This is a genomic window from Brachybacterium sp. FME24 (assembly GCF_014897705.1).
Lineage (GTDB): Bacteria > Actinomycetota > Actinomycetes > Actinomycetales > Dermabacteraceae > Brachybacterium.
Genome location: NZ_JABUXV010000013.1, coordinates 92561 through 116073 on the forward strand (window position 1 = coordinate 92561; position 23513 = coordinate 116073).

Consider the following 23513-nt stretch of genomic DNA (forward strand, 5'->3'; position numbering starts at 1 on the left):
GCACACTTCACAACGGACCGTCCGGCACGTACCTGCCGGTGAAGGAGTACCACCATGGCAACAGTCACGTTCGACAACGCGTCACGTGTCTACCCGGGCCAGGAGCGCCCGGCCGTCGACAACCTGAACATCGAGGTCGGAGACAGCGAGTTCCTCGTCCTCGTCGGCCCTTCGGGCTCCGGCAAGTCAACTGCTCTGCGCATGCTCGCCGGTCTCGAGGAGATCGACGCCGGCCGCATCATGATCGGCGACCGTGATGTCACCGACGTCCCGCCGAAGGATCGCGACATTGCGATGGTGTTCCAGAACTACGCGCTGTACCCGCACATGTCGGTGGCCGACAACATGGGCTTCGCCCTGAAGATCGCCGGCAAGCCGAAGGCCGAGATCCGCAAGCGCGTCGAGGATGCCGCCGAGATCCTGGACCTGTCCGAGTACCTCGACCGCAAGCCGAAGGCACTCTCGGGCGGTCAGCGTCAGCGTGTCGCCATGGGTCGCGCGATCGTGCGCTCGCCGCAGGTGTTCCTCATGGACGAGCCGCTGTCGAACCTCGACGCCAAGCTGCGTGTGGCCACCCGTACCCAGATCGCATCGCTGCAGCGTCGACTGGGCGTCACCACGGTCTACGTGACCCACGACCAGACCGAGGCCATGACCATGGGCGATCGCGTCGCGGTGCTCGACCACGGAGTCCTTCAGCAGTTGGACGCCCCGCGCCGCATGTACGACCACCCGAACAACGTCTTCGTCGCCGGCTTCATCGGCTCCCCCGCCATGAACCTGTTCGACACCAAGCTCACCGACCAGGGAGTCGAGTTCGGCGGGGCCGTGCTGCCCGTGGATCGCTCCACCCTCTCCGAGACCGATGAGACCTCGGTCACCGTGGGTGTGCGTCCCGAGGACCTGGAGCTGGTCTCCGACAACCAGGGCATCGCCATCGAGGTCGATCTCGTCGAGGAGCTCGGCGCCGACGCCTTCATCTACGGTCGCCGCGCCGGGGCCGAGGAGACGGACAAGCCGTTCATCGCACGGGTCGACGCCCGCAATCCCCCGGCCAAGGGCGATACGGTCTACTTCCGTCCCAGCGAGGGCCATGTGCACCTCTTCGATGCGAAGAACGGTCAGCGCCTGGGCGACTGACCTCCCCCTCAGTATCACTCGACGGGCGTCCGGCAGCAGCCGGGCGCCCGTCGTCCTTCGTCAGGACCCGGCGTGAGGTTTCTGTTGTCATGTGGTGAAAACGGGTCGAAGAGTGGGCACGGGACCCCCGTTCGGGAGAGAATGGAGCAATGGCACCCCTGGAGATCACCGCGTCCCGGGCAGATCCGGCCCTGTTCGACCTGCCCTGGGACCAGCCGCTGGAGGACTGGCCCGAGGAGAGACTCGCCGCCCTCCCCCGCGGCATCTCCCGGCACGTGGTGCGATTCGTGCGGGTCTCCGGGCGCGTCCTGGCCCTGAAGGAGATCAACCACGACCTCGCCAAGCGGGAGTACGAGATGCTCCGACTGCTGGGTCGCCTCGGTGTTCCCTCTGTCGTGCCCTTCGCCGTGATCTCCGGTCGCACCACTGCCGCCGGGGAACCGCTGGACGCCATGCTCATCACCCGCCATCTGCAGTTCTCCCTGCCTTACCGAGCAGTGTTCAGCCAGGTCTCGCGGGAGGACACCGCGCACCGCCTCCTCGACGCCCTCGCCGTGCTGCTTGTCCATCTCCACATCGAAGGCTTCTACTGGGGTGACGTCTCGCTGTCCAACACGCTGTTCCGCCGGGACGCCGGAGCCTTCGCCGCGTACATCGTCGACGTCGAGACGGGCAGCCTCCACGAGAGGCTCTCGAACGGCCAACGCCACTACGACCTCGACCTCGCGCGCACCAACATCATCGGCGAGCTGATGGATCTGCAGGCCGGTGACCTGTTCGACCCCGAGGCGGATCCGGTCCAGGTGGGCGACGACCTGGTGCGCCGCTACGACAGCCTGTGGTCCGCCCTCACCGAACGCGAAGCGTTCTCGGTCGACGAACGGTGGCGGGTCTCGGCCCGTATCGAGAGGCTCAACACGCTCGGATTCGACGTGGGCGAGCTCGAGATCACCACCGACCTCGACGGCACCTCCCTCTCGATCCTCCCGAAGGTCGTCGACGCGGGCCACCACTCCCGGCGACTGCTGCGGCTCACGGGCATCGACGCCCAGGAGAACCAGGCCCGACGACTGCTCAACGATCTCGATCAGTACCGCGCGTCCACCGAGCAGCAGGCCGAGGAGGAGGAGTTCGTCGCCCACGAGTGGCTGCAGCACCAGTACGAACCCGTGGTGCGCGCCATCCCTCGGTCGATGCGGTCGAAGCTCGAGCCACCGGAGTTCTATCACGAGGTGCTCGAGCACAAGTGGTTCCTGTCCGAGCAGGCCGGGACCGACGTCAGCCTCGACGAGACGGTGCGGCACTACATCCTCAACGTCCTGATCCACCGACCGGACGAGAAGTCCCTGGTGACGACCGAGACCTCGGCCCTGCCGATCTTCGACATCTGAGAGGCCCGACCTCGACATGGCCGAGCCTCCCCGTTCGCTGTCCAATCTCTCGCTGCGCGACCAGCTCCGGGTGGATCGCCTCCCCCTTCGCCTGATTCAGATGATGGTGGGACTGACCGGCTTCGGCCTGTCGCTGGCGATGCTGCTGCGGTCGGGGCTCGGCGGGGCACCCTGGGACGTGCTCCATGCAGCGATCGCGGACCGAGCCGGCCTGAGCGTCGGCACCGTGAGCATCGCCGTGAGCTTCGTGCTGCTGCTGGCGTGGATACCGCTCCGGGAACAGCCGGGGATCGGCACGATCGCCAACGCCATCTGGGTGGGCACGAGCCTCGATGTGGGCATGATGCTCCTGCCTCCGGTGCAGAGCCTGCCCCTCGCCGCGGTCCTGATGGTCATGGGCGTCCTGCTCAACGGCCTCAGCGCCGCCGTGTACATCGGGGCCCAGCTGGGCCCCGGCCCGCGCGACGGACTGATGACCGGCTTGGGCCGACGGCTGCGCCGCCCCGTCGGCCCGGTGCGCATCGGATTGGAGGTGCTCGTGCTGGGTACCGGATGGGCACTCGGCGGACCGATCGGCGTGGGCACGATCGTCTATGCGGTCGGCCTCGGACCGGTGATCCAGCTGGCCCTGCCGTCCGTGATCATCCCCGTGCACCGTCCGGGCGGCGCAGCGGCGGGCGGCGCGGTGGAACCGGAGACGCCGGCAAACCCCGCTTGAGCGATCGGGTGCGCCGGTGGTTCGGGCTCACCCACCATTCCACTGCGCCTCTGGTTCAGGCGGGCCCTTGCGCCTCGCGGACCCCGGAGATCTCGTAGAGCGCGATGGCCGCGGCCACCGAGGCGTTCAACGACTCGGTGCCCCCGGTCATCGGGATCGACACCACCTGGTCGCTGATCTCTCGGGCGAGCCGGGACAGGCCCTTGCCCTCCGCGCCGACGACCAGCACGGTCGGCTGCGTGCCGAGCTCGAGCTCGCGTGAGGTGACGTCACCGCCCGCGTCGAGGCCGAGCACGAAGACACCATCCTCCTTGAGGGCGGTGAGGGTGCGGTTGAGGTTCGTCACCTGGGCGACGCGGACCCGCCCTGCCGCCCCGGCGGCGACCTTCCACACGCTGGCGGTCATCGAGACGCTGCGACGCTCGGGCAGGATGACGCCGTGGGCACCGAAGGCGTCCGCCGAGCGCAGGATCGCTCCGAGATTGCGGGGGTCGGTGATGGAGTCCAGGGCGATCAGCAGCGGCGGCTCGAAGCGGTCCGAGGCGATCTCCAGGAGGTCATCGATCTCGGCGTATGCGTAGGGCGGCATGGTGAGCGCGACGCCCTGGTGCACGGCGTGGTCGGTCATCCGGTCCAGGTCGGTCCGGGAGGCCTCCGCGACCGGCATGCCCTGGGCCTGGGCCAAGCGCATGATCTCGCCCACGCGCTCGTCGGAGTCCAGACGGACCATCACGGTCAGCTGGGTCGCCGGCACGTTCTCCTGCAGGGCCTCGAGCACAGCGTTGCGGCCGGCGACCTGATCGCTGCCCGGCGCCTTCCGCGCACCCTTGCCCCCGGGGCCCCCGCGACGCGCCGCGGAGCTTGTCCCGGACGAGGACGAGCCCGCGAACTTCTTGTGCGCCGGTCGGTCCTCGGCCCGGGGCGTGGGCCCCTTGCCTTCGAGCGCGCGGCGACGTACGCCGCCGGAGCCGACGGTCGCGCCCTTCTTGCCCTTGCGCACCGCGCCTCGACGCGAGCTGTTTCCTGCCATGGGTGTTCTCCTCAGTCTGTGGTCTCGAGTGTCCAGCGTGCGCCGTCCTGGCCGTCCTCGACGCGGATGCCGGCGGCGCTCAGCGCGTCCCGCAGAGCATCTGCCCGGGCCCAGTCCTTCTCGGCGCGGGCTGCCTCACGGGCAGTCAGCTGGGTGGTGATCAGGGCGTCCAGCGCCTCGTGCTCGGCGCCGGACGCTGCGCCGGTGCTCGCCCACTGCGGGGCCAGCGGGTCCAGGCCCAGCACGTCGAGCATGGCGCGCAGGCGGCCGAGCCCTGTGGCGATCTCGACGCTCTCCGCGCCGCCGACGGCGAGGAGGGTGTTCAGCGCGGACTGCTCGCGGTGGATGACCGCGAGCGCCTCGGGGACCGCGAGGTCGTCGTCCAGTGCCGCCGTGAACTCGGCGGGCAGCTCGAGGGCACCGAGATCCGCCTCTGCTGCGCTCAGCGGGGCCTCACCCAGGATCTCGGCTGCGCGGCGGGCGGTCGCGGTGAAACGCTCCCACACCACCTCGGCCTCCTGCATCGCCGTCGCGTTGTACTCGACCGTCGCCCGGTAGTGCCCACTGATCAGGGCGAGACGGACCGCAGGGGTGGGGTGATCCGCCAGCGCGCCGGCAGCGGTGACGAAGTTGTCCAGGCTCTTGCCCATCTTCAATCCGTCCACGGTGAGCACTCCGGCGTGCATCCACCGCTTCGCGAAGCCGAACCCGGCGGCGTGGGACTGCGCCTGCTCGTTCTCATGGTGCGGGAAGCGCAGGTCGAGACCGCCGGCATGGATGTCGAAGGTCTCCCCGAGGTACTTGCGGCTCATCGCGGAGCACTCGAGGTGCCAGCCCGGGCGGCCGCGACCGAAGGGGGTGTCCCAGGAGGCAGTCTCGGGCTCGCCGGACTTGGCGGCCTTCCAGAGCGCGAAATCGCGGCGATCACGTTTGCCCGGCGCCATCTCCTCGCCCGCATCCTGCATGTCCTCGAGGGCCTGCTTGGTCAGCGAGCCGTAGGTCGGGAGGGACGTGACGGAGAAGTACACGGAGCCGTCGCCGTCGGCATAGGCGTGGCCGCGTTCGATGAGCAGCTGCATCAGCTCGATCATCTCCGGCACGTGCCCGGTGGCACGGGGCTCGTAGTCGGGGCGGCGGTTCCCGATGCGATCCAGGACGTCCTGGAATTCTCGCTCGAAGCGCAGGGACCACGCCCACCACTGGGCGCCGGTCTCTGCGGACTTGGAGAGGATCTTGTCGTCGATATCGGTGACATTGCGGATGTGGGTGACGTCGTACCCGCTGCGCTCCAGCCAGCGCACCAGCACATCGAAGGCGAGGAAGGTGCGCAGGTGGCCGAGGTGCGGGGCCCCTTGAGTGGTGGGACCGCAGACGTACAGCGACACCGCCCCCTCCCGCACCGGGATGAACGGTGCGTCGGTACGGGTGGCGGTGTCGTGCAGGTGAAGAGTCACGCGCACCAGGGTACTGCCCTGGCACCAGCGCGATCGCCTGCGGCTCGCACGGGATCGCGAGGATCACCCCACGACGATCACTCGGTGCGGGCGCTGACCTTCTTGCCGTAGAGCTCCTCGAAGGTGTCGTCGTAGGAGACGGCGTTCTGGCGACGCTTGCCCTGGACCGCGCCGACCGCGGCCTGCGCGGTCTCGATGGTGGTCTCGGGCGCCTTGAGCTTCTTGGAGACGAGGAAGGCGACCAGCCCGGCGATCGCGCCCACCAGGATGAACACACCGGCCACGATGAGGAAGGCAGCCCAGTAGGGAAGCCCCAGGGCCTGCAGCCCGGTGGCCGCGGCGAACAGCAGCATCACCCAGGCCGAGAGCAGCAGGAACAGCAGCACGGCGGCGCAGGCGGCGATGATGCCTGCCTTGATCGCGAGCGCAGTGACTTCCTTCTTGGCGATGTCGATCTCGTGGTGGACGACACCGAGGAGCTCGTCACGGATGGACTGGACGAGTTCACCGATGGACCGCTGGGTAGGCGGTGTGCTCGGATCGTTCGTGGTGTTGATCATGGTCGGAGCCTATCTCAGGGATTCGGGGGTTCGCAGGTCGGGTGCGTGGTCGATGTCGGGCTCTCGTGGTCGTCGAGCCAGACCCTGCCGGTCGGGCCGGACGTCAGTCCACTGAGATCCGCTTGCGCTTGGTGGTCTCCGGGCGCGGTCCGGCCGAGCTCGAGCGACGCACCACGACGGACGGGGCGACCGCCACGTCGCGCGGCGCGGTCTCCAGGCCGGAGACGCGCTCGACGAGGAACTGCGCGGCCAGCGCGCCCAGACGGTCCGAGTTGGGATCGACACTGGTGATCTGAGAGATCCCGGAGGATGCGAGGGAGGTGTTGCCGTAACCGGCGACGGCGAGCTCCTCGGGAACCGACAAACCGGCCTCGCGCGCCGCCGAGAGCACTCCGACCGCTGTGACGTCGTTGGCGCAGGTGACAGCGGTCGGAACCCGGCTGCCGCGCAGCAGCATCGAGCCGGCGGTCTGCCCGACCTGCTCGGTGAAGTCGCCGGGCTCGACGCGGGCGTACTCGCCGAGTCCGTGGCGTTCCATGGCCTGCCGGAACGCGTCGGCGCGCTCGCGGGCAACGGCTGCTCCGACTCCGCCCACATGGGCGATCTCACGATGTCCGAGGCCCACCAGGTGGTCGACCAGCAGGCCCTGCCCGACCTCGTCATCGATACGCACCGTATCGATCCGGCCGACGAACTCCTTCGAGCAGCCGATGCCCACGAAGGGGCGGTCTCCTGTGGCGGCGAAGACGCTGTCCATGTCGGCCAGATCCGAGACCATGAGGAAGCCGTCCACGCCGAGCTGGACCAGGGATTCTATGGCTTCGGTATCTGCGGCGACCGGGTATTCGGGCACGCGACGACGAGTGGGGACCACGATGGCGGACCGACCGGTCGCGGTCAGTTCGATGCGGATGGCACGCACCAGGTCCGAGATCCAGGTGTTGCGCATCGTGTTGACGAGGATGGCGACGACACCGCGGTGATCGGCCTCGTCGCTCAGCTCCTCGAGCGGGAAATGCAGACGCACCGCGGCCTCCCGGACGCGTGTGGCCATCAGGGGCTTGATCTCGTCGGCGCCGCGCAGGGCGCGCAGGGCGACCGCGCTGGAGATCCCCAGGGAGTCCGCGACGTCACGCAGGGTGCCCCGCTCCTGGCCGCTGTCGGCGAGTTCGGAGGCGGTCTGCTCGACGTTCTCGACCATCTGGCCGGTCTCGCCCTTCTCCTCGGGTCGCGACCGCTCGGTGTCGGAGGCGTGGTCGATGGTCTCGTCGCTGGAAGCGCTCGCGTCACTGCTCATGCCCCCATTGAACCGCATTTCGGGTCCGGATCCGGGCCGCCGGGGCCGGGACGTGCCCCAGCGCATCTCCCGACCGGGGGTTTTCCCCCACGCGAGAGGCAGGAGGTCCCGGTGGGAAGCGGGCTCCGCCGCGAATACTGTCTGGGGCATGGACGACACCACTACGCCTCCTGCGGCAGTCAGGCGCTCCCGGCTCGACGCCGCAGCGCTCGCCTCCGTGATCATCGGGGGACTTCTCTTCTGCTCCTGGTTCTGGATCAGCCTGACACTGCTCGTCTCCGGCTTCGCCTCTCTCCCCGCCCTGGGGACCGGCCTGCTGCTGCTGATCCCCTGGCTCCTGGTCATGCAGGCGGCGGTTCGCCTCGAGCGCCGCCGGGTGGTGGCCGTCCACGGGATCTCCGTGATCCTGCCTCCCCGCCGGCGCTCCCGGCGCACGGGAGCAGCCGGGTGGATCCACAACCGATGGCTCGAGCTCGGCACCGGCGCGTTCTGGCGGGGCGCGCTGCACCACCATCTCGCGATGCTCGTCACCGGTGTCTTCTTCCTCGTCTTCCTGGCCCTGGTGTGGCTGGGGTGGACCGCCGCGGACATCGCCCTGCGCCACGGTCCCGTGGAGATCGGGACGCTCGAACTGTCCCGATGGATGCTCGGCCTCATCGCCACCGCGAGCATCGTGCTGTCCGCCGTGATGCTGATCCTCGGCGCCCTCGCCGATCGGGGTCTCGCCCGTGGGCTCATCTCCGGGTCCGAGGACGATCTGCGCGAACAGGTCGCCGAGCTCGCCGAGCGCCGTCAGGGCGCCGTCGATTCCGCCGCCCAGGAGCGGCGGCGCATCGAGCGCGATCTCCACGACGGCGTCCAACCGCGGCTGGTGAACCTCGCGATGACCCTGGGCATCGCCAAGAACGCCATCCATACGGACCCCGACCGGGCAGGAGAGCTCGTCGGCCAGGCTCACTCGGAGGCGAAGGCCGTGATGACGGACCTGCGCCAGCTGGCGCGAGGGATCCACCCGGCCGTGCTCACCGATCGCGGCCTCGACGCGGCGCTGTCCGCGCTGGCCGCCCGTTCCCGGGTGCCGGTGGACCTCGAGGTCCACCTCGCATCGGGCGAGCTGCCGGGGCTCGACCGCGAACGCGAGGCGGTGGCCTACTTCGTGGTCTCCGAGGCGCTGACGAACATCGCCAAGCACTCCGAGGCGTCCCAGGCGAGCGTGTCCGTCACCCAGACCTCCGAGGTGCTGCAGGTGCGGATCCAGGACAACGGTCGCGGTGGTGCCCAGGTGCGCCGCGACGGCCGGTCCACCGGCCTCGCCGGACTGACCGACCGGGTCCGAGCCACCGGCGGTCGGCTCGAGCTGATACGTCCCGACGGCGGGGGCACGGCCCTGATCGCCGTGATCCCGCTCGGTGCCCGCCCTGCCGGGCCCGCCACCCCCACCGCTCGCCCCGCCATCCAGGAGGCCCTCTGATGAGGATCGTGATCGCCGACGACGCCGTACTGCTGCGCGCAGGCGTCGAGCGACTGCTCACCGACGCCGGCCACGAGGTGGTCGCGGCCGTCGGCGACGCCACCGCCCTGCTCAGCGCCGTCTCGCACCACGAGCCGGATCTCGCGGTGATCGATGTGCGGATGCCCCCGACCTTCACCGATGAGGGGATCCGCGCGGCGATGCTGATCCGTCAGCAGAACCCGGACGTCGCACTGCTGGTGCTCTCGCAGTACGTCGAGGAGCGCTATGCCTCGGATCTGATCGCCGACTCCTCCCACGGTCTGGGCTACGTGCTCAAGGATCGTGTCGCCGACGTCGACGACTTCCTCTCCGTGATCGCGGACGTCGGGGCCGGCGGCACCTACCTGGACCCCGAGGTGGTCCAGCAGATCTTCGTGCGCTCCCGACGCCGGCGCACGCTGGAGGGGCTCAGCCCCCGCGAACGAGAAGTGCTCTCGCTGATGGCCCAGGGCCGCGCCAACCAGTCCATCGCCGAAACCCTGTTCGTCTCCGCCGGCAGCGTCGAGAAGCACATCTCCTCGCTGCTGACCAAACTCGACCTTCCGCCCGTTGACGGGGAGAACCGCCGGGTCATGGCCGTACTGCGCTACCTGGAATCCGAGGACCGATGATGACCACCACCCTGCCTGATCCTCGCGCCGACGGCGAGCATTCCCTTGCGCCGCTGCCCCCCGGCTCTCCGGGCTCGCTGCTGGAGCCCGGCCGCCGCCTCTCCCCCGACCCAAGGGACGACCGACCCTGGCGCATCGCACTCACCGTGCTGGGTGCCGCCTTCCTGGTCGTGCTCCTGCTGTTCCTGGCCGCCATCACCGCGACGAGCTGGATCACGGGTCGAAGCTACTCCGAGGTGCCGGCCACCGTGCACCTCGGAGCTCCCGACTCCCTCGCCCTGACCAGCGAGATCGGGAACGTACGCGTCCTGCACTCCGCCGACGTCGATCAGGTCACCGTGGCTCTCGTCGAGAACGAGGCCACCACCCCACCGCCGGCGGGGACCGAGGTCCGCGCCCGCGTCGAGCAACAAGGCAGCGCCCAGGCACGGGTCGTGGACGTGGACCAGCCCGATGGCTACGGCCCCGTGCCCTGGCAGCACGACGCGTACGACGTGCTCGTCCTGGTGCCGGAGGGGCACGAGCTCGCCCTGGAACTGACGTCGTCGGTGGGCAACATCCGCGCCGACGGGGAGTTCTCCGCGCTCGACATCACTGCACATGTGGGCGATGTCCAGCTGGCTCCTGTGGCCGCCCCCGAGGGTCTGCGTGTCTCGAGCGATCTCGGGCACATCGAGATGGAGCTCGTCGGCACACCACCGGCGGCGATCGACGTCACCAGCTCCGTGGGCGACATCGACCTGCTGCTGCCCTCCGATGCCGGCGGCGATGTCCATGTCGCCTCCGACCTCGGCAGCATCGGCGTGTCCGCCCCCGGCAGCGGTCGCTGGAACGTTGATGCCACGTCGGAGCTCGGGGGGCTGAATGTCGACCCGAGCCTCACCGGAGCCTCCGGGCCCGCGCTGGGCACCCTCACGGTGACCTCCGAGGTCGGCGACGTCGCCATCACGCGCTGAGGCCGCTGCTGCCTCTGCTGCCGTTGGCCGTGGCGGCCTCGTCCAGCTCGGGACACGATACGGGCGGGAACCCCGGTCTGTGACCGGCGCTCCCGCCCGTGCTCTGGGCCCGCGCTCAGCCTCGGCGCGGGGCGGGGATCAGCTCCCCTTCCCGCTCAGTCCCTTCTGGATGAGGTCCATGACCGAGGCGTCGGCGAGGGTCTGGGTATCGCCGATCGTGCGGTTCTCGGCGACGTCCCGCAGCAGGCGACGCATGATCTTGCCGGAGCGGGTCTTGGGCAGCTCCGAGACCACCAGCACCTTCTTGGGCCGGGCGATCGGACCGATCTCCTTACCCACGTGCTTGCGCAGGATCTCGGCGGCCGCGTCCTCGCCGCCGGCGGCCTCGACCTCCTCGGCGGAGGAACCGCGCAGGATGACGAACGCGACCGGTGCCTGACCGGTGGTCTCGTCGTTCGCCCCCACGACAGCAGCCTCGGCGACCCAGTCATGACTGACCAGCGCGGATTCGATCTCCATGGTCGACAGCCGATGCCCGGAGACGTTCATGACATCATCCACACGCCCGAGCAGCCAGATGTCGCCGTCCTCGTCCCGCTTGGCACCATCACCGGCGAAGTAGCGCCCCTCGAAGCGTGACCAGTAGGTCTCCTTGAAGCGCTCCGGATCGCCCCAGATGCCTCGCAGCATCGCCGGCCACGGCTTGTCGAGCACCAGATATCCGCCCTCGCCGTTTGCCACGGGCTTCCCTGCCTCATCGAGGACGTCCGCGCTGATGCCCGGGAGCGCGACCTGGGCCGAGCCGGGCTTGGTGCCGGTGATGCCGGGCAGCGGCGAGATCATGATCGCCCCGGTCTCCGTCTGCCACCAGGTGTCCACGATCGGGCAGCGATCCCCGCCGATGACCCGGCGGTACCACATCCACGCCTCGGGGTTGATGGCCTCACCGACGCTGCCGAGCAGGCGCAGCGAGGACAGGTCGAACTTCCCCGGGATCTCCTCGCCCCACTTCATGGCGGTACGGATCGCGGTGGGCGAGGAGTAGAACTGCGTGACCTTGTACTTCTCGATGACCTCCCACCAGCGGCCCTGGTGCGGGGTGTCCGGGGTGCCCTCGTAGATCACCTGGGTGGTGCGGTTGGCCATGGGACCGTAGACCACGTAGGTATGACCGGTGACCCAGCCGACGTCCGCGGTGCACCAGAAGACGTCCGTGGACGGCTTGAGGTCGAAGACGTTGCGATGGGTGTACGCGGCCTGGGTGAGGTAACCACCTGTGGTGTGGACGATGCCCTTGGGCTTTCCGGTGGTGCCCGAGGTGTACAGGATGTACAGCGGGTGCTCGGCCTCGACCCAGACGGGCTCATGCTGCGGCGAGGCGTTCTCGCGGGCCTCGTGCCACCACACATCGCGACCCTCCGTCCACTGGACGTCGCCGCCGGTGCGACGGACCACGAGGACCTTCTCGATCGACTTCCCGCCCGCGGCGAGCGCCTCGTCCACGGCGGGCTTCAAGGGCAGCTGCTTGCCGCGACGGTTCTGACCGTCGGCGGTGATCACCACGCGCGCCTCGGCATCCTCGATACGGGAGCGCAGAGCGTCGGCGCTGAAGCCGCCGAACACCACCGAGTGCGGGGCGCCGATACGGGCGCAGGCCAGCATCGCGAACACAGCCTCGGGAATCATCGGCAGATATATGACGACCCGGTCGCCGGTCTTCACACCGAGGTCCGTCAGGACGTTCGCCATACGGCTGATCTCGTCCTTGACGTCGGCGTAGGTGAACTTCGCGTCGGAACCGTCCTCGTACTCGGCGAACAGGGCGACCTGGTCGCCGTGTCCGGACTCCACGTGGCGGTCCACGCAGTTGTAAGCCGCGTTCAACGTCCCGTCGGCGAACCAACGGGCGAAGGGCGGGTTGGACCAGTCCAGAGTCTCGGTGAACGGGGTCTTCCAGCTCAGCCCGCTGGCCCGCGCCCGCCAGAACGCCTCGGGGTCCCGCTCGGCCTCCTCGTAGAGAGACGGGCGCGCGACCGCGTTCTGGACGAACTCGGAGGACGGGGAGAACGTACGGGTCTCCTGCGAAAGATTCTCGATCCCGGTGACGGCGTCGTCAGACATCAGCGCTCCTGCTACACGGGCCCCGGGCGACCGGGGCGGAATGGACGCGTTCACCGTATCGCAGGAGATGCACGTCACGCGCACCGTCCACCGCGTGAGCACGGTGCTCGGCCACCCCGGTGCCCGGTCCCGTGCCGTCAGCGCCAAGAACGGGAGTGGATCTCCACGTGCTCGCCGTCGGGGTCACTCACGTGCACGCTGCGCACACCGTCGCGGGCGACGACGCGGGCCGGATACCCGGCGGCGCTGAGCCGCTCGGCGAGCGCCTCGAGGTCCTCCGTGGTCTCGAAGCCGATCCGGACCAGCGAGACCTGCAGCTCCGGGTGCCCTGGGTCGCCGCCGGGCCGATGGGCCGCCTCGCCGTCAGCCGGTTCGTGCAGTCCGATGGCGCCGTGCCCGGGGTTCGCGAGCGCGCGGTACCAGTGGTTTCCCTCGTCGACCGGGGTAAAGCCGAGCGCGCCGAAGAACTCGACGTCGCACTCCCGCTGGGGACCGTCGGCGCTCGCGCGCACGGCGGTGACCGAGAGGCGCTCATCGGCACCTGCCCCGCTGTGGGCGAGGTAGCCGTAGTGGTCCTCCTGATCCTCGTTGATCCCGATGGCCTCGCCGTGAGGTCCGGTGATGTTCCCCTGGAGGCCGTAGCTCTCGTCCCAGACGGCGACCTCGAGACCGGCACTTCGGAGTTGCTCGGCGGCAGAGCCGGCTGCGGTCACAGCCATGCTCAATTGGGTCTCGCCCGCTGGGGCGCCGGTGGCAGAGGCTGCGCCGGCGGCGTGCACCATCACCCGACCGCCCCCACCGGCCACGAGGTCGGCGAAGCCGTCGCCCTCAGTGGTGATCAGCGGCGCCATACCGAGGGTTCGCAGGAAGGTGATCAAGGCGGCCGGATCGGCGGTGAAGCGCAAGGGGAAGACGGTGAAAGCGGCGGGCTCCGTCGTCGAGCGCTCGGACGAGGTGTCGGGCTGGGCGGGAACGGTGTGCTCGGTCATCGTGGGCTCCTCAGGCATCGTTGCGGTGGGAATCGGACGGGGTCGAGAGGTACTGCGACAGAGCTCGCTCGACGAGGGCGCTGAGGCTGGTGGACTCGTCGATCGCGCGGTGCTTGACCGCGACCACGAGGTCCTTGGGCAAGTACACGTTGAATTGCGACTTGGGCGGAGGGACGGACGGAATCGAGCTTTCTACCATGACTGCATGCTAGCTCTTGTGGCATCAAGATCAACGGGGTCGAAGCACCGAACTTCCTCCATCAGGGTCCAGGGGTTCACAGAAGAAGTGAGTCCCATCGGATCGATAGACCCCCGCACCGGAAAGACCGTCCTGCGCGCCGGTCCGAGATTCGGATTGTCGATATGGCGATTCATGTCGAACTCCTTGAGTGATGCCGCTCTGTGGATTGAAGAGCGGATGGCGAGGCGTCCGGGCTGTGCGCACATCGAACCGCCCCGAGACACGAACACCTCATCATCCCTCGACATGACAGCATGCTAGCAATCTAGACACTGTTGTCAAGGGAGCCCCGTACGAAGCGCTCTTCGTGGTCACGGACGCTCCGTCAACGCAAAGGGGACTATCGTGCGATGGCATGGCCCGTGACCTCGATCCGACGACGCAGCTCACCGGCACGAGCACGCACTTCCTCGACGGGCGCCGATACCCCAGGCCGGCCGCGGTGCGCACAGGGCGGCGGCGCCGATGATCGTCCTCACCGGAGCCACGGGTGGAATCGGCACAGCTGTGGCGACTGCTCTCGCGGACCGCGGCGAGCACCTCGTGCTGACCGCGCGCGACGAACCACGACTCCAAGCTCTGGCCGAGCGGGTCCGCGCCCTTGGCGGCAGCGCTGTCGTCCGTCCCTGCGATCTGCGGGACCAGGACGCCGTCGCGGAGCTCGCCGCGTACATCCTCGCGGAGGACGGTGTCCCCGAGGCCGTGCTCTCCCTGGCTGGGCACTCCATCCACCGCGGGCTCACGGCGAGCTTCGGGCGCCCCCACGATCTGGTGCGGCTCAGTGGCACGAACATGCTGGGACCGGCCACGTTGATCCTCGCAGTGCTCGAGCCGATGTGCGCGGCAGGGCACGGTCGTATCGTCGCCGTCACCAGTGCCGCAACTCGCATCCCGACGCCCGCCTGGGCTGCCTATGGGTCCTCGAAGGCGGGCCTGGACACCTGGCTGCGCGCCATCCGACCTGACGCTGCTGCTCACGGCGTGGGCGTGGCGATCGTGGAGATGCCGCTGGTGGCGACCACGATGGCTGCACCGACCTACGGCGCCGCGCCGCGCGGCGCGCTCACTGCGCACCAGGCCGCCCAGCGAGTGCTGCGCGCCCTGGACTCCCGGCGCAGTCTGATCTCCCCGGGGTGGGCCCGCCTCGGCGCTGTCCTGTCCCAGGCTGCTCCGACTCTCGCAGCTCGGGCCGCGGGAGCCGGGGGCCGGGCCGCGCAGAGACTGTCGCGCCGCACTCGGCAGCACCGACAAGGACAGGTGCGATGAGACTGCTCCAGGCATCCACCGCCCTGCGTGCGCGGGCCGCGCTGCGCCCGCATTCGGTCGTGATCACTGATCGTTTCGGGACGTTGAGCGCAGCCGAGCTGCTCGCGCAGGCGCAGCTGCACGGTCACCGCGGCGGTCGCGATCCGCGCGGCGCCGGCGGCCCGCGGTGGGATCTGCTCCCGCCTGACGCCCCGATGCGGCAGGTCCTGGTGACCGCGCTCGCCTCGCACGGCGCGCTGGAGCTGCGCTCCAGCGGCAGCACCGGCCGGGCGCGCAGTCAGCGACGTGGCCCCCTCTCCGCCACCCAGCTCTCCTGCCTTGCGGATCTCGCCCGTCGCATCGGTCTGCGTCCGGGCCGACGGGTGGCGAGCGCCGCACCGGGTGTCCACGGGCACGGATTGCTGGTGGCACTCGGTGCGCTCGCTCTCGGTGCTCCGCTGGTCGACCTCTCCCACCTGCCGGCTGCATCGAAGGTGGCCCTGCTGCATCGCACCGAGGTCGCCGTCCTGACCGGTGTGCCCGTGCACCTGGTGGATCTGATGGAGGCGGATCAGGAGCTCGGCGCCAACCGCCCACTGCGGATCCCGCGAATCGTCTCCGGTTCGGACCAGCTCCAGCCCACTCTGCAGGCGGACCTCGCCCGGCACTTCCAGTCCCGGGTCCACGACGTCTACGGCACCACGGAGACGGGACCTCTCGCCGTCGACGGGCGCCCGTTGCGGGGCGTGCATCTGCAGGAGCGGGATGGCCTGCTGCTCGCTCGTACCCCGTTCACCGGCGGCCGCACCCTGACCACCGACCGCGGCCGGATCGACCCTGACGGCACGATCGAGGTGACCGGACGAGCGGACGGCACGATCTCCTCAGGGGGGATGCTGCATGATCCCGCTGCGGTGGTGCGGCTGCTGCGCTCCCGCCCCGGGATCACCGCGGTGCAGCTGCGCGTGGTGCCCGACGAACGCTTCGGCTCCCGCACGATCGCCGAGGTCACCTGCGCGGACGTGCCTCCCGCAGGCGGGGCTCCGCGCCCTGAGGAGCTGCGTGCTCTGGTGCGGGACCGCCTCGGTGCGGCAGCGGTGCCGCGCGAGGTGCGCTTCAGCAGTCGGGAACGCTGACGGGCACCGCGGTGACCGCGAGCCCGCCCATCGCGGTCTCCTTGTATCGGGCGTTCATGTCCCTGCCGGTCTGGCGCATGGTCTCGATGACCGTGTCCAGGGAGATGAAGTGCTCTCCGGTGCCGCGCAGCGCGAAGCGAGCGGCGGTGATCGCTTTGACCGCGGCCATGGCATTGCGCTCGATGCAGGGGACCTGCACCAGGCCCCCCACCGGATCGCAGGTCAGGCCGAGGTTGTGCTCCATGGCGATCTCCGCGGCGTTCTCCACCTGGGCGGGCTTGCCCCCCATCGCCTCGCACAGCGCGGCAGCGGCCATGGAGCAGGCAGAGCCGACCTCGCCCTGGCAGCCGACCTCCGCACCGGAGATCGAGGCGTGCTCCTTGTACAGGGACCCGATCGCGCCGGCGGTCAGCAGGAAGCGCACGGCGATCTCGTCAGGATCGACGCCCTCGATATACGTGGTCGCGAAGTACAGGACGGCGGGAATGATGCCGGCGGCGCCATTGGTGGGGGCGGTGACGACCCGACCGCCGGCGGCGTTCTCCTCGTTCACCGCGAGTGCCGCGAGCGAGACCCACTCGAAGGCATTCATCGGCAGCCGCACCGGGTCCTCGGCGCTCAGCGAGTCGTACCAGGAGGCGGCGCGGCGTTTGACCTCGAGACCGCCGGGCAGGGTCCCGCCGGTACGGGTGCCCAGCTCGATGCAGTCGCTCATCGCCTGCCAGATGGCGAGGGCCCCGGCGCGGATGTCCTCGTCGCTGCGCCATTGGCGCTCACGCAGGAGCATCGCCTCGGAGACGGAGATCCCCCGGTCCTCGCACACCCGCAGCAGCTCGTCGCCGGTGGTGAAGATCGCGCGACCCTCGCCTTCGGCCGCGACCTCGGCGATCGACTGGTCCATATCGGCCTCGTCGACGACGAAACCGCCGCCGACGGAGAACATCGGCCGTCGCACCAGCTCCTGGCCCTGCGCGTCCAGCGCCAGGAAGGTCATGCCGTTGGAGTGCTGGGGCAGGAAGGTCAGGGGGTGCAGAACGATCGAGGAGGGGCGCAGGCTGACCGGCAGGGTTCCGTCGAGCAGCAGGCCGCCCTCGGCCTCGATCCGTGCCACCCGTGCGCGACCGGCGATCGGGTCGACCTTCTCGGGGTCGGCGCCCTCCAGGCCCATGACCACGGCATCCAAGGTCCCGTGCCCCTCCCCGGTGGCGGCCAGCGAGCCGTACAGGTGCACCTCGACATCGACCACACGCGGGCCCGTCGCCGGACCTCCGAGGACCTCGTGGGCGAACTGCGCCGCAGCCCGCATGGGCCCCACGGTGTGGGAGCTCGAGGGGCCGATCCCGATCTTGAACAGGTCGAACGTACTGATACTCACCGGGAGCCGCCCCGTCGCGGGGGTTGGGACTGGCCACCGGAGCGACCCCGAGCCCCTCCAGTGTCGGCGCCGCCCTTGCCCTTCTTCCCGGGCCGTCCCGCAGTCTCACTCCGGCTGCCCTTGCCGCTGCGTGCGCCGGGACCGCGGCTCTGATCCTCACGGCCCTGGCTGTCGCGACCCTGACCCTCTCGCCCCGGACGACCTCCGGACCGCTCCTCGCTGCGCTGGGCGCGTCGGCCACCTCCGTCACGGCCTCCCGCATCACGACCTCCCGCGGCGCGGGAGCCCCCGGAGCGGCCGCTTCCGCCCTGGCCGCCGCGACCGCGAGCACCCCCGGTCGGCGTGCCGGCGCCACGGCCCCGACCGCCTCGGGCACCGCCGCGACCACTGCCGGGTTCGCGCTCGGGCTCCTCCTCCCAGGAGGCTCGACGCTCCTCATTGGAGCGTCGCTCCTCGGCACGACGGGAGTCAGCGCCGCTGGTGCGCTTGATGTCGAGCTTGCGCGGTGCGCCCTTGTACTTCACGAGTGCCGGGTCCTCGGTGGGGACTCCGGCGGGGGCACGCCCGCCGAGCGGAGCGAGCGCCGGTTCCTCGGCACTGGCGACGTCGGCCCAGGTCGCCTCGACGTCGGCCTCTGCCACGATGCGTCGGGTCTTGGATTTCTGGTGCGGCAGAGCGAGGGTGACCACGGCGCCCGTCGCGCCCGCGCGAGCGGTGCGGCCGGAACGATGGACGTATTCCTTGAGGTCATCGGACGGGTCGACATGGACGACCATGGTCACGTCATCGATGTGGAGACCACGAGCGGCGACGTCGGTCGCGACCAGCACCGGGTAGGCGCCCTGGCGGAATCCGGCCAGCACATTGGTGCGCAGGCCCTGCTGCTTGTTGCCGTGCAGGGCCGCCGCGGCGACCCCGACCTCGACCAGCTCCTGCGCGACGCGTTCGGCGCCGAGCTGGGTGCGGGTGAACATCAGCGTGCGCCCCTTGCGCGCCCCGAGCTGTGCGGTGACCTCGCGCTTCGCGGACGGCTCGATGGCGAGCACATGGTGATCCATCGTCGTCACCGCGGCGGAGACCGGGGTGGTCTCGTGGGTCACGGGGTCGACCAGGAACGCATCGACGATGTCTTCGACCTGACCATCGAGCGTGGCCGAGAACAGCATCTTCTGGGTGCCCATCGGGATGGCCGCGAGGATGTCGCGCACGTCGGGCAGGAAGCCGAGGTCCGCCATGTGGTCGGCCTCGTCGATGACCGTGGTCTCCACCAGGTCCAGCTGCAGCGCACCGCGCTGGACGAGATCGATCAGACGACCCGGCGTGGCCACGACGATCGAGACCCCGCGCGAGACCGCATCGGCCTGCTTCTCGATGTTCATGCCGCCGGAGACCAGCTGCGCCTTGAGACCCACTGCGCGGGCGAACGGGTGGATGGTGTCGACGACCTGCACGGCGAGTTCGCGGGTAGGCACCAGCACCACGCCCAGAGGCCGCTTGCGGTGCACCTTGCGACCGCGGAATCGGGAGGCCATCGCGAGGGTGAAGGCGAGGGTCTTGCCCGAGCCGGTCTCGGCTCGGGCGAGCACGTCACGACCGGCGAGCGCATCGGGCAGGATCACGGACTGGATCTCGAAGGCACGCTCGAACCCCTGGTCGGCGAGTACGCCGATCAGCTCATCGGGCAGAGCCATGTCCTCGAATCGCTCCAGAGAAGTGGTGGAGCGACGACGGGACTTGGGCATGGGGTGATCCTCCTGACGATACGGACACGACCATCATCGCGCATAGGCGACTCATGGGAGACTGGACCCACGATGTTGCGCACTCTCATGACTTCGAAGATCCACCGGGCCACGGTCACGCAGGCGGACCTGCATTACGTGGGCTCGGTGACGATCGACCCCGACCTCACCGAGGCCGCCGGCATGGTCGAGAACGAGCAGGTCACGATTGTGGACATCACCAATGGTCAGCGCCTGATCACCTATGTGATCGACGGTGAGCGCGGCAGCGGCGTGATCGGCATCAACGGTGCGGCGGCCCATCTGGTCGGTCCCGGCGATCTCGTGATCCTCATGGCCTACGGGCAGCTCGACGAGACCGAAGTCTCCACCCACCGCCCCCGCGTGGTGCACGTGGATGAGAGCAACCGCATCGTCGCGACCGGCGATGACGGTGCCGAGCCCGTCCCCGGCATGCCCGATCAGATCTGCGGTCGCGAGTCCCACGGACTTCGCTGAGGATCTGTGCCGCGCACTGGACGCGGGAAGCCCCTTTCCCAGCTGCGGTCTAGTATTGCGCAGGTGACCACGCCCCTGCCCCGTTCCCTGCCGTGACCGGGGTCCTCGCCGGATTCTTCATCGTCTGGTCCCTCATCGCCGTGGGATGGGTGGCCGGCCGCGCCGGCGTCCTCGGGCCGCACGGGCGCTACGTCCTGAATCGGGCGACCTTCTTCATCGCCTCACCCGCGCTGGTCCTCGTGGGCCTGTTGAGCTCGGACGTGCGCGACGTCTTCTCGGTCCCGATGGCAGTCGCCGGGATCTCCGGGCTCGCCACCGGCGGCCTGCTGCTCCTCGCAGTACGCCTGTTCACCAGGCGCCGCGGGACCGAGCTCGTCGTGGCGGCGATCAGCGGCTCCGTGGTCAACGGCGCGAACATGGGCTTCCCCATCGCGGCCTATGTGCTCGGGGACATCTCCCATGCTCTTCCGGTGATCCTCTTCCAGCAGGCGGTCTACAACCCCCTGTATCTGTTCGTCCTGCACCAGATCACCGAGAAGGAATCGCTCGGCCCGGCCGGCGTGGCGCGCAGCATCGCCGCGAATCCCACGATCATCGCCGGCGCCGTGGGCATGGTGCTCGCCCTGCTGCGGGTGCAGGTCCCGCCGGTCATGCTCGAGCCGGTCCAATCGCTGGCAGACATGGCGATCCCGGCGATGCTGCTGGCGTACGGGCTGTCCCTGTACGGTGCCAGACCTCTGTCCAAGGACGACGGATATCGCGGCCTGATCGCCGTCTCCTCGAGCGCGAAGCTGCTGGTGATGCCGTTGATCGCACTCGGGGTCGGGCTGCTGTTCGGACTGCGGGGCGCAGCGCTGTACGAGGTCGTGGTCATGGCTGCTCTGCCCACCGCGCAGAACGTGTACGTCGCCGCGGCTCGCTACCGAGCCGCCGAGAATCTCGCGCGCGACACGGTCCTGATCACCACGATCGGCACCGTGCTGGTGCTGCTGCTGATCTCAGGTGTGCTCGGGGTCTGAGAGCGCCCTGCCGGCGCCGTCTAGGGCGCCGCGGACGCCCCGGTGCCGGGCGCGAGTTCCTGCTCGAGGAACAGGCTCGCTGCCCCGATCGCACCGACGTCGTCTCCCAGGTGCGAGGATTCCAGCACCGTGCCCGGGCCCGAGAGCCACTCCCCCAGCGCCGCCCGGATCGGGGCGCTGGCGACCGTTCGCAGAGCGGGCCAGGTGGGCCCACCGATGATGATCCGCTGCGGATCGTGCACCGCGGCAAGGATGCGCAGCGCCTCCCCGAGGGCGCGACCGTGCCCGTCGATGATCTCGTGCGCCGCTTCCGAACCGCTCTCGGCCTCGGCGGAGAGGGCGTCGATCGCTGCGGTCATCCCGTCGCCGTCCGGCATGGAGATCCCACTCGCACGCGCCTGATCCACGAGCACCGATGCATCGGTGTAGAGGCACAGACAGCCCCGGCGGCCGCAGACGCAGGGCTCGCTCGTGCGACCGATGGGGAGATGGCCGATCTCCCCGGCCTGGGTGCTGCCACCGCGGTGGACCTGCCCGTTGGCGCTGACCGCCGAGCCCAGCCCGTGGCCGACATAGACATACAGGATGGTCTGCGCGGACCCGAGGTGTCGGGACCAGATCTCTCCGGTCAGTGCGGCGTTGGTGTCTTTATCGAGGATCGCCGGCAGGCCGGTCGCGGCGCCCAGCGCGTCGACCACCGGGACGTCGCGCCAGCCCGGCATCCAGGGCGGGTTCCGCAGGATGCCTTCGGTGGCGTCGAGGCTCGCGGGCGCTGCGATCCCGATCCCGAGCAGTCGTCGCCGGATGGGGATCACCTCGTCGTCCGCGTCCATATGCATCGCGCCGAGCGAGCGGTTCAGCGACGCGATCGCGGCGGCGATGCGCACGATGTCGGCCTGCGGGTCAGTCGTGGGCGGGTCGAGGCTCACCATCGCGACCGGGCGAGCCGCGAGGTCGCAGACGACCACGGTGATGTGCGCGGGATCCAGGTGCACCCCGATCGCGAGTCGCGCGTCGGGCACCACCCGCAACAGCGTGTGGGGTTTGCCCGGCCCGGAGATCCGTCGTCCCGCCTGCTCGATCAGTCCATCGGCGACCAGGCGCCGAGTGATCAGGGAGACTGCCTGCCGCGAGAGATAGCTGCGCCGGACCACGTCCGACTGGCCGATCCCGTCCGGGGAGCTGCGGATGGTCTGCAGGACGAGCTTCTCGTTGAACTCGCCGATATCCGTCATCGATGACCCGCGCACGAGCCCCCTCCTCCGACCGCCACCGATCGTGCTTAAGCGGTTATTGCATTAGTCCATCGGTGTGAGTAACCTACCTCACACGGGACAACGCGGCCCACTCTCTCGATGCGGCCGCGAAGGCACCGATGCCTACAGATCCCGCTCCACCGCACCGACGACGGCGCGGTGAGTACCCGAAGGGAGAGCGATGAGCGCGAGCGACGCCGTCACCGCGGATGCCCCGCGGACCGGCATATCCAGCTCCGGCCCCGCTGCCGATCACACGGCGCGAAGCGGGCCCCGGGCCCAGAACGGCAACGGTGGCGGCCGACCCGCCAAGCGGAAGCTCACAGGACGCGAGAAGCGCAATCTCCGGATGGGACTGCTCTTCATCTCTCCGTGGATGATCGGCGTCGCAGTCTTCGTGATCTATCCACTGATCTATTCCTTCGTGATCAGCCTGACGCAGTACTCGGGCATGCAGTCCCCGACCTTCATCGGCTTCCAGAACTACATCGCAGCCTTCGTCGATCCCATGCTTCACACCTCGGTCGGCAACACCGTGTACTACATGCTGCTGGCGGTGCCGATCGGCATGGTGGTCGCGCTGCTGCTGGCTCTGGCGATGAACCGCAACGTGCGCGAGGTCGCGATCTACCGGACCCTGCTGTACCTGCCCTCGTTGATCCCGATGTTCGCGATGTCGTTCATCTTCATCGTGTTCGTGAACCCGCAGTACGGCATCGTGAACCAGTTCCTGGGTCTGTTCGGCATGCCGGATACGAACCTGCTGGGCGAGCCGCGCTACGCGAAGATCGTCATGATCGTCATGGCTCAGCTGGGTGCCGGCAATGCGGCTCTGATCTACCTGGCGGGACTGCGCAACATCCCGGAGACCCTCTACGAAGCGGCCCGAATCGACGGGGCCAGCAGATTCCGCCAGTTCATCGCGATCACCGTTCCGCTGCTGACGCCGACGATCCTGTTCAACCTGATCACTGGTGTCTCCGGCGCAATGATGGTGTTCACCGAGGCTTTCATCATGACCAACGGTGGTCCGGACAACTCGACGCTGTTCTACATGCTGTACCTCTATCGCAACGCCTTCTCCTACGGGCAGCTGGGCTTCGCCTCCGCGCTGGCCGTGCTGCTGTTCCTGTTCGGCATGCTGCTGGCCGGGCTCATCTACTGGCTCTCGCGCCGGTTCGTGAATTACGACGTCTCGGCCGGTTGAGGAACAGAGGTAAA

Annotated in this window: 21 protein-coding genes; 11 read left to right on the forward strand and 10 right to left on the reverse strand. The window is 69.3% G+C overall.

Features of this window, described 5'->3' with window-relative positions; translation table 11 throughout:
* Positions 1-54: 54 nt before the first annotated feature.
* From INT51_RS15500 to INT51_RS15510, 3 genes are all read left to right on the forward strand, one after another.
* The gene (locus INT51_RS15500) at positions 55-1140 is read left to right on the forward strand and encodes an ABC transporter ATP-binding protein (RefSeq protein WP_193106238.1); all 1086 of its coding nucleotides are present in this window, start codon (positions 55-57) and stop codon (positions 1138-1140) included.
* Between the two features lie 149 nt (positions 1141-1289).
* Positions 1290-2531 carry a DUF4032 domain-containing protein gene (locus tag INT51_RS15505; RefSeq protein WP_193106239.1) on the forward strand — a complete coding sequence of 414 codons (1242 nt, stop codon included), beginning with the start codon at positions 1290-1292 and terminating at the stop codon, positions 2529-2531.
* A gap of 16 nt (positions 2532-2547) precedes the next feature.
* Complete coding sequence (locus INT51_RS15510) at positions 2548-3249, forward strand: YitT family protein (protein WP_193106240.1); 702 nt, start codon at positions 2548-2550, stop codon at positions 3247-3249.
* A 55-nt stretch (positions 3250-3304) separates the two neighbouring features.
* Here INT51_RS15510 and rlmB read toward each other — a convergent pair whose 3' ends face one another.
* From rlmB to INT51_RS15530, 4 genes are all read right to left on the reverse strand, one after another.
* Positions 3305-4279: a 23S rRNA (guanosine(2251)-2'-O)-methyltransferase RlmB gene (gene rlmB / locus INT51_RS15515; protein ID WP_193106241.1), complete on the reverse strand. Its 975-nt coding sequence runs from the start codon at positions 4277-4279 to the stop codon at positions 3305-3307.
* Between the two features lie 11 nt (positions 4280-4290).
* On the reverse strand, positions 4291-5733 hold the full coding sequence (gene cysS / locus INT51_RS15520) for a cysteine--tRNA ligase (protein ID WP_193106242.1): 1443 nt from the start codon (positions 5731-5733) through the stop codon (positions 4291-4293).
* 77 nt (positions 5734-5810) lie between these two features.
* Complete coding sequence (locus INT51_RS15525) at positions 5811-6293, reverse strand: phage holin family protein (protein WP_193106243.1); 483 nt, start codon at positions 6291-6293, stop codon at positions 5811-5813.
* Between the two features lie 103 nt (positions 6294-6396).
* On the reverse strand, positions 6397-7590 hold the full coding sequence (locus INT51_RS15530; protein ID WP_193106244.1) for a LacI family DNA-binding transcriptional regulator: 1194 nt from the start codon (positions 7588-7590) through the stop codon (positions 6397-6399).
* Positions 7591-7738: 148 nt separating this feature from the next.
* On the opposite strand from INT51_RS15530, the gene INT51_RS15535 reads away from it, so the two are divergent.
* The 3 genes from INT51_RS15535 to INT51_RS15545 are packed head-to-tail and all read left to right on the forward strand — an operon-like array spanning position 7739 to position 10670.
* Positions 7739-9061: a sensor histidine kinase gene (locus INT51_RS15535; protein ID WP_193106245.1), complete on the forward strand. Its 1323-nt coding sequence runs from the start codon at positions 7739-7741 to the stop codon at positions 9059-9061.
* The gene (locus INT51_RS15540; RefSeq protein ID WP_193106246.1) at positions 9061-9714 is read left to right on the forward strand and encodes a response regulator transcription factor; all 654 of its coding nucleotides are present in this window, start codon (positions 9061-9063) and stop codon (positions 9712-9714) included. The genes INT51_RS15535 and INT51_RS15540 overlap by 1 nt, the downstream gene beginning before the upstream one ends.
* Positions 9714-10670 (forward strand): DUF4097 family beta strand repeat-containing protein, encoded by a 957-nt coding sequence (locus INT51_RS15545; protein ID WP_193106247.1) that lies wholly within the window; start codon positions 9714-9716, stop codon positions 10668-10670. Before INT51_RS15540 ends, INT51_RS15545 begins: the two co-directional genes overlap by 1 nt.
* 138 nt (positions 10671-10808) lie before the next feature.
* Here the strand turns inward: INT51_RS15545 and acs are convergent, their stop codons facing one another.
* From acs to INT51_RS15560, 3 genes are all read right to left on the reverse strand, one after another.
* On the reverse strand, positions 10809-12791 hold the full coding sequence (acs, locus tag INT51_RS15550) for an acetate--CoA ligase (RefSeq protein ID WP_193106248.1): 1983 nt from the start codon (positions 12789-12791) through the stop codon (positions 10809-10811).
* A gap of 137 nt (positions 12792-12928) precedes the next feature.
* Positions 12929-13780, reverse strand: coding sequence for a VOC family protein (locus INT51_RS15555; protein WP_193106249.1), 852 nt, complete (start codon positions 13778-13780; stop codon positions 12929-12931).
* A 10-nt stretch (positions 13781-13790) separates the two neighbouring features.
* Positions 13791-13979 carry a CopG family transcriptional regulator gene (locus INT51_RS15560; RefSeq protein WP_193106250.1) on the reverse strand — a complete coding sequence of 63 codons (189 nt, stop codon included), beginning with the start codon at positions 13977-13979 and terminating at the stop codon, positions 13791-13793.
* 507 nt (positions 13980-14486) lie between these two features.
* Between INT51_RS15560 and INT51_RS15565 the strand changes: the two genes are divergently transcribed.
* Together INT51_RS15565 and INT51_RS15570 are read left to right on the forward strand one after the other, a co-directional pair.
* A complete protein-coding gene (locus INT51_RS15565) occupies positions 14487-15287 on the forward strand; it encodes an SDR family oxidoreductase (protein ID WP_193106251.1) in 801 nt (266 codons plus the stop codon).
* Complete coding sequence (locus tag INT51_RS15570; RefSeq protein ID WP_193106252.1) at positions 15284-16402, forward strand: AMP-binding protein; 1119 nt, start codon at positions 15284-15286, stop codon at positions 16400-16402. Before INT51_RS15565 ends, INT51_RS15570 begins: the two co-directional genes overlap by 4 nt.
* Here the strand turns inward: INT51_RS15570 and INT51_RS15575 are convergent.
* Entirely contained in the window at positions 16383-17777 is a 1395-nt protein-coding gene (locus INT51_RS15575; RefSeq protein WP_193106253.1) for an L-serine ammonia-lyase, read from the reverse strand. The two genes, INT51_RS15570 and INT51_RS15575, sit on opposite strands and share 20 nt — an antisense overlap.
* Entirely contained in the window at positions 17774-19519 is a 1746-nt protein-coding gene (locus INT51_RS15580) for a DEAD/DEAH box helicase (RefSeq protein ID WP_193106254.1), read from the reverse strand. The genes INT51_RS15575 and INT51_RS15580 overlap by 4 nt, the downstream gene beginning before the upstream one ends.
* Before the next feature lie 72 nt (positions 19520-19591).
* Here INT51_RS15580 and panD point away from each other — a divergent pair, with 72 nt between their 5' ends.
* Together panD and INT51_RS22735 are read left to right on the forward strand one after the other, a co-directional pair.
* Entirely contained in the window at positions 19592-20017 is a 426-nt protein-coding gene (gene panD / locus INT51_RS15585) for an aspartate 1-decarboxylase (protein ID WP_193106255.1), read from the forward strand.
* Positions 20018-20109: 92 nt separating this feature from the next.
* On the forward strand, positions 20110-21036 hold the full coding sequence (locus INT51_RS22735; RefSeq protein ID WP_193106256.1) for an AEC family transporter: 927 nt from the start codon (positions 20110-20112) through the stop codon (positions 21034-21036).
* 20 nt (positions 21037-21056) lie between these two features.
* Here INT51_RS22735 and INT51_RS15595 read toward each other — a convergent pair whose 3' ends face one another.
* Positions 21057-22286, reverse strand: a complete 1230-nt coding sequence (locus tag INT51_RS15595) for an ROK family transcriptional regulator (RefSeq protein WP_193106257.1) — start codon at positions 22284-22286, stop codon at positions 21057-21059.
* Positions 22287-22473: 187 nt separating this feature from the next.
* Between INT51_RS15595 and INT51_RS15600 the strand changes: the two genes are divergently transcribed.
* Entirely contained in the window at positions 22474-23499 is a 1026-nt protein-coding gene (locus INT51_RS15600; RefSeq protein WP_193106258.1) for a carbohydrate ABC transporter permease, read from the forward strand.
* Positions 23500-23513 lie beyond the last annotated feature (14 nt).

What these genes read in the sequence shown, in the direction of transcription:
- INT51_RS15500 (WP_193106238.1), top strand. Translation starts at nt 55, where the DNA reads ATGGCAACAGTCACGTTCGACAACGCGTCACGTGTCTACCCGGGCCAG.
- INT51_RS15505 (WP_193106239.1), top strand. Translation starts at nt 1,290, where the DNA reads ATGGCACCCCTGGAGATCACCGCGTCCCGGGCAGATCCGGCCCTGTTC.
- INT51_RS15510 (WP_193106240.1), top strand. Translation starts at nt 2,548, where the DNA reads ATGGCCGAGCCTCCCCGTTCGCTGTCCAATCTCTCGCTGCGCGACCAG.
- rlmB (WP_193106241.1), bottom strand. Translation starts at nt 4,279, where the DNA reads ATGGCAGGAAACAGCTCGCGTCGAGGCGCGGTGCGCAAGGGCAAGAAG.
- INT51_RS15525 (WP_193106243.1), bottom strand. Translation starts at nt 6,293, where the DNA reads ATGATCAACACCACGAACGATCCGAGCACACCGCCTACCCAGCGGTCC.
- INT51_RS15530 (WP_193106244.1), bottom strand. Translation starts at nt 7,590, where the DNA reads ATGAGCAGTGACGCGAGCGCTTCCAGCGACGAGACCATCGACCACGCC.
- INT51_RS15535 (WP_193106245.1), top strand. Translation starts at nt 7,739, where the DNA reads ATGGACGACACCACTACGCCTCCTGCGGCAGTCAGGCGCTCCCGGCTC.
- INT51_RS15540 (WP_193106246.1), top strand. Translation starts at nt 9,061, where the DNA reads ATGAGGATCGTGATCGCCGACGACGCCGTACTGCTGCGCGCAGGCGTC.
- INT51_RS15545 (WP_193106247.1), top strand. Translation starts at nt 9,714, where the DNA reads ATGACCACCACCCTGCCTGATCCTCGCGCCGACGGCGAGCATTCCCTT.
- acs (WP_193106248.1), bottom strand. Translation starts at nt 12,791, where the DNA reads ATGTCTGACGACGCCGTCACCGGGATCGAGAATCTTTCGCAGGAGACC.
- INT51_RS15555 (WP_193106249.1), bottom strand. Translation starts at nt 13,780, where the DNA reads ATGACCGAGCACACCGTTCCCGCCCAGCCCGACACCTCGTCCGAGCGC.
- INT51_RS15560 (WP_193106250.1), bottom strand. Translation starts at nt 13,979, where the DNA reads ATGGTAGAAAGCTCGATTCCGTCCGTCCCTCCGCCCAAGTCGCAATTC.
- INT51_RS15565 (WP_193106251.1), top strand. Translation starts at nt 14,487, where the DNA reads ATGATCGTCCTCACCGGAGCCACGGGTGGAATCGGCACAGCTGTGGCG.
- INT51_RS15570 (WP_193106252.1), top strand. Translation starts at nt 15,284, where the DNA reads ATGAGACTGCTCCAGGCATCCACCGCCCTGCGTGCGCGGGCCGCGCTG.
- INT51_RS15580 (WP_193106254.1), bottom strand. Translation starts at nt 19,519, where the DNA reads ATGCCCAAGTCCCGTCGTCGCTCCACCACTTCTCTGGAGCGATTCGAG.
- panD (WP_193106255.1), top strand. Translation starts at nt 19,592, where the DNA reads ATGTTGCGCACTCTCATGACTTCGAAGATCCACCGGGCCACGGTCACG.
- INT51_RS15600 (WP_193106258.1), top strand. Translation starts at nt 22,474, where the DNA reads ATGAGCGCGAGCGACGCCGTCACCGCGGATGCCCCGCGGACCGGCATA.